Raw genomic sequence first — 4,875 nt, 5'->3', positions numbered from 1 at the left:
GCTGCCAGTCAAGAGCAAACGCCAGCGGCTGCCAGCCGGTTTGCGGACGCAGTTTTTCCTGCCCTACGTAGTGGGCCCAGCCGCCGCCGCTCTGGCCGATACAGCCACAGAACACCAGCATATTGATCAGGCCACGATAGTTCATATCGAGGTGGTACCAGTGGTTCAAACCGGCGCCGACGATAATCATCGAACGACCGTGCGTTTTATCTGCGTTATCCGCAAATTCACGGGCGATGCGTACAATCTGAGAACGTGATACGCCTGTAATTTTTTCTGCCCACGCTGGCGTGTACGCTTTCACATCATCGTAGCTGGTCGCGCAGTTTTCATCGTTCAGACCACGTTCCAGGCCGTAGTTGGCCATAGTCAGATCGTAAACGGTGGTCACCAGCGCCGTAGATCCATCGGCCAGTTGCAGGCGTTTAACGGGCAATTTATGCAGCAGAATGTTTTCCAGTTCGACTTTACTGAAGTGCTCGGTGCCTTCGCCGCCAAAGTACGGGAAGCCCACTTCAGCGATATCATCCTGGCTACCCAGCAGGCTGAGCTGCAGTTCGGTTTCATCACCGGATGTGCCATCGCGCTGCTCAAGGTTCCATTTGCCTTTTTCGCCCCAACGGAAACCAATTGAACCGTTCGGCGCAACCATTTCGCCGTTGCTTTTGAAAGCGACAGTTTTCCATTCCGGGTTATTTTCCTGGCCCAGAGAGTCAACCAGATCCGCAGCACGCAGCATACGACCAGCAGCATAGTAGCCGTCGCGCTCTTCGAGCATCACCAGCATTGGCATGTCGGTATAACGACGAACGTAGTCGGTGAAATATTGGCTCGGGTTATCGAGGTGGAACTCGCGCAGCATGACATGACCCATCGCCATTGCCATCGCCGCATCGGTTCCCTGCTTCGGAGCCAGCCACAGGTCGCACAGTTTGGCGATTTCTGCGTAGTCCGGGGTAATTGCTACTGTTTTGGTGCCTTTGTAACGAACTTCAGTAAAGAAGTGCGCATCCGGGGTACGGGTCTGCGGTACGTTAGAGCCCCATGCCAGAATGTAGCTGGAGTTATACCAGTCGGCAGATTCCGGTACGTCGGTCTGCTCGCCCCAGGTCTGCGGGGAAGCTGGCGGCAGGTCACAGTACCAGTCATAGAAGCTCAGGCAGGTCCCGCCAATCAGCGACATATAACGTGCGCCGGACGCATAAGAAACCATCGACATCGCGGGGATCGGCGAGAAGCCTGCGACGCGGTCAGGACCATAGGTTTTGATGGTGTAAACGTTAGATGCGGCAATCAGCTCATTCACTTCCTGCCAGGAAGAACGAACGAATCCACCACGACCACGCGCTTGTTTGAAGCTTTTTGCTTTATCGGCGTCTTCGATAATGGATGCCCATGCATCTACCGGATCGCTGTGCAGTCTTTTTGCTTCACGCCACATCTTCATCAGACGTTTACGCATCAGCGGGTATTTCAGACGGTTAGCGCTGTAGAGATACCATGAATAGCTTGCACCACGCGGGCAGCCGCGAGGCTCGTGGTTGGGCATATCTGGACGAGTGCGTGGGTAGTCAGTTTGCTGGGTTTCCCAGGTCACCAGACCATTTTTCACATAGATTTTCCAGCTGCATGAGCCAGTGCAGTTTACACCGTGGGTTGAACGCACGATTTTGTCATGCTGCCAACGCTGGCGGTATCCATCCTCCCAGTCCCTGTTGGTATTGAGAAGCTGGCCGTGCCCATCGGCAAAGGTTTCGCCCTTCTGCTTGAAGTAGCGAAACCGGTCCAGGAATTTACTCATCGGTTTTCTCCTGTAGGAGCCTGACGGCTCTCTGATAAATCGACATTGCTTGATTGAGAGCGAAGGTAACGCTCTGAAAGGGCGTGAGAATTGATAACGATCAAGGCAGGCAGGGATGAAAATTGAGGGCCGATTTTGACATACCCCCTTAGTGGGATATCGATAAATCAATCAACATATTGAATTTTATTGAGTTTTTTAAACTCACTTATCATACAAATGTTAAATTCTTTATAAGTGGGTATTAAGGGGTATCCCCCCTGTTTAGCATATTACGAGCACCGTTCTAACAGGCTGTTGTCGCGTCACAATATAAAAGTATGTTGTAACTAATAGCGGGCAAAAAAAAGCGCGGTCTAACACCGCGCAATGGATAATCAACAGTTACTACTTTTTTTACTTTTTAGAATGACGTCCGTACACCGCCCAGGTGATAACCACACAGGCGACATAGAAGATCAGGAATACTTTCATCGCATCGACCGGAGAGCCAGTTAATGCCAGGGACGTACCGAATGCTTTCGGGATAAAGAAGCCGCCGATCGCACCAATAGCTGAGATAAAGCCCAGCGCCGCCGCGGTGTCGGTCGCCGCCTCGCGCATCGCTTTCTCTTCTGAACCGCCTTCAGCTTTCACTCTGTCCATCGTCAGCTTGCGAAAGATGACGGAGATCATCTGGAAGGTTGAACCACTCCCCAGACCAGCCGTCAGGAACAGCGCCAGGAACACCGCAAAGAAGGCGATAAAGTTGCCACCGACACCGTTTGATGGCAGCGTCAGGAACAGTAAGGCACTGAAAATAGCCATCAGCACGAAGTTCACCAGCGTTACGCGGGTCCCCCCCAGTCGGTCAGAGATTGCGCCGCCTGCTGAACGTGCCAGGGCGCCAATCAACGGTCCAAAGAAGGCGTAATGCAGGATCTGTACCTCAGGAAACTGCGTTTTTGACAGCATCGCGAAACCGGCAGAGAAACCGATAAATGAACCGAAGGTTGCCAGATACAGCAGGCTCATAATCCACAGGTGCCCGCGTTTCAGCACCGGCAGTTGCTCTTTCAGCGAAGCTTTTGAGGTTGCCAGTTCATTCATACCAAACCATGCGGCCAGCGTTAATACAGCCAGGAACGGTACCCAAATCCATGCGGCGTTTGCCAGATACAGCTGCGTACCATCCGGTTGTTCAACACCCTGGCTGCCAAATGCGGCAAAGATTGACAGTGAAACCACCAGTGGAGCGACCAACTGCATCACGCTGACGCCCATGTTACCCAGACCACCGTTCAGACCCAGCGCGCCGCCCTGTTTCTGTTTTGGAAAGAAGAAGCTGATGTTTGCCATGCTGGAGGCAAAGTTCGCGCCGGCAAAACCGCACAACAGCGAGATAATGATAAAGGTACTAAATGGCGTGGAGGTATCCTGCACCGCAAAACCTAACCATACGCAAGGAATGATCAGGATACCGGTGCTGAACGCCGTCCAGCGACGTCCACCAAACAGGGGGACCATAAAGGAGTACGGTACACGCAGCAGCGCGCCGGACACCGAAGGTAATGCCGTCAGCATGAACAGTTGTTCAGTGGTGAAATCAAATCCGACTTTCGGTAAGTTCACCGCCACGGCGCTAAATAACATCCACACGCAAAACGCCAGCAGCAAGCAAGGGACGGAAATCCACAGGTTTCGGCTGGCGATTCGATGACCACGCTGCTGCCAGAAGGCGGGATCTTCCGGCCGCCATTCGGTAATTACAGCTCCAGATGCCCTTTCCGGGGCAGATGAGTGACTCATAGACACCTCTGATACTTGTTTCGATGCCTGCCACATTAGGGTTTACTGCTGGAGGTAAGTTGATATAAATCAAAGGAAAAGGTGTCATTATTGATGCCTGAAATTTATCATCATCCTAAATGAGTACATAACTTCGGTAAAAAAGATGTGGTTTTTCACGCTTCTGTCGTCCCCTACTCCCCCTCGTTTAGGATCTCTCCCTCTGGCGGCAATTAAGGGGTAGCCCGTTTGAGGTATGGGTATACTCCAGTGTATCGCCGAGAATAACGCCACTGCCTGCAGCAGAATCGTCATTCAATAAGGTTTTCGGTTTTACGAAAACCCGAAGGAACAAGTCACCATGTTTAAACGTTGTCTTTCCCCGCTTACGCTGGTCAACCAGGTGGCGCTGATTGTTTTATTGTCTACTGCCATCGGCGTGGCGGGTATGGCAGTCTCTGGCTGGCTGGTTCAGGGCGTTCAGGGTAGCGCGCATGCAATCAACAAAGCGGGATCGCTGCGCATGCAAAGCTATCGTCTGTTGGCGGCCATACCGCTGGACGCCAACGATCAACCATTGCTGGATGAAATGGAGCAAACGGCGTTTAGCCCGGAATTGACGCGTGCCGCGCAGCGTGACGGACAACAGGCGCAGTTAAAAGCCTTACAGGATTACTGGCACACCAAACTGGCACCGGGGCTTGCGCATGCGCAAACGCCTGATGCGGTAGCGCAGGATGTCAGGCGCTTTGTGGGCGGACTGGATAAGCTGGTCACCGCCTTTGACCATACCACCGAGTTACGCATTGAACGCGTCGTCTTGCTGCATCGCCTGATGGCCGTATTTATGGCGTTGCTGCTGGTCTTCACCATTATCTGGCTGCGCGTGCGCCTGTTACAGCCGTGGAAACAACTGCTGGCGATGGCGCGAGCCGTCAGTCAACGTGATTTTACCCAACGCGCACATATCAGTGGGCGTAATGAGATGGCAGCGCTGGGTTCGGCGCTGAATAATATGTCGGAAGAACTGGCCGAAAGTTACGCGGTGCTGGAACAGCGGGTACAGGAGAAAACGGCGGGTCTGGAGCACAAAAATCAGATCCTCTCTTTCCTGTGGCAAGCCAACCGCCGTCTGCACTCTCAGGTGCCGTTGTGCGAACGCCTCTCTCCGGTACTGAACGGTCTGCAAAATTTGACCCTGCTGCATGATATTGAACTGCGGGTCTATGATCTGGAAGATGAAGATAATCATCAGGAATTTACCTGCCAGTCCAATGTCAGCTGTGATGAGAAAGGCTGCCATTTGT

At 52.8% G+C, this 4,875-nt stretch carries 2 protein-coding genes and 1 pseudogene; 1 reads left to right on the top strand and 2 read right to left on the bottom strand.

The annotated features are described in order from the left end of the window. A partial coding sequence (locus tag FDW87_RS23055; RefSeq protein WP_252363249.1) for a nitrate reductase subunit alpha occupies window positions 1–1,801 on the bottom strand: 1,801 nt, incomplete at its 3' end. 396 nt (window positions 1,802–2,197) lie between these two features. Further along, a complete protein-coding gene (locus FDW87_RS18630) occupies window positions 2,198–3,589 on the bottom strand; it encodes a NarK family nitrate/nitrite MFS transporter (protein ID WP_016153284.1) in 1,392 nt (463 codons plus the stop codon). Window positions 3,590–3,929: 340 nt separating this feature from the next. Between FDW87_RS18630 and FDW87_RS23050 the strand changes: the two are divergent. Then, window positions 3,930–4,875, top strand: a pseudogene (locus tag FDW87_RS23050) (HAMP domain-containing protein); the annotation flags it as partial.

The organism is Citrobacter sp. wls826, assembly GCF_005281245.1.
Lineage (GTDB): Bacteria > Pseudomonadota > Gammaproteobacteria > Enterobacterales > Enterobacteriaceae > Citrobacter > Citrobacter braakii.
Note: the sequence above shows the minus strand (reverse complement) of the source record. Positions and strands in the feature narration are given on the sequence as shown.

Bases quoted from the DNA above. Each gene is read 5' to 3' on its own strand.
- FDW87_RS18630 (WP_016153284.1), bottom strand. From the start codon at position 3,589: ATGAGTCACTCATCTGCCCCGGAAAGGGCATCTGGAGCTGTAATTACC.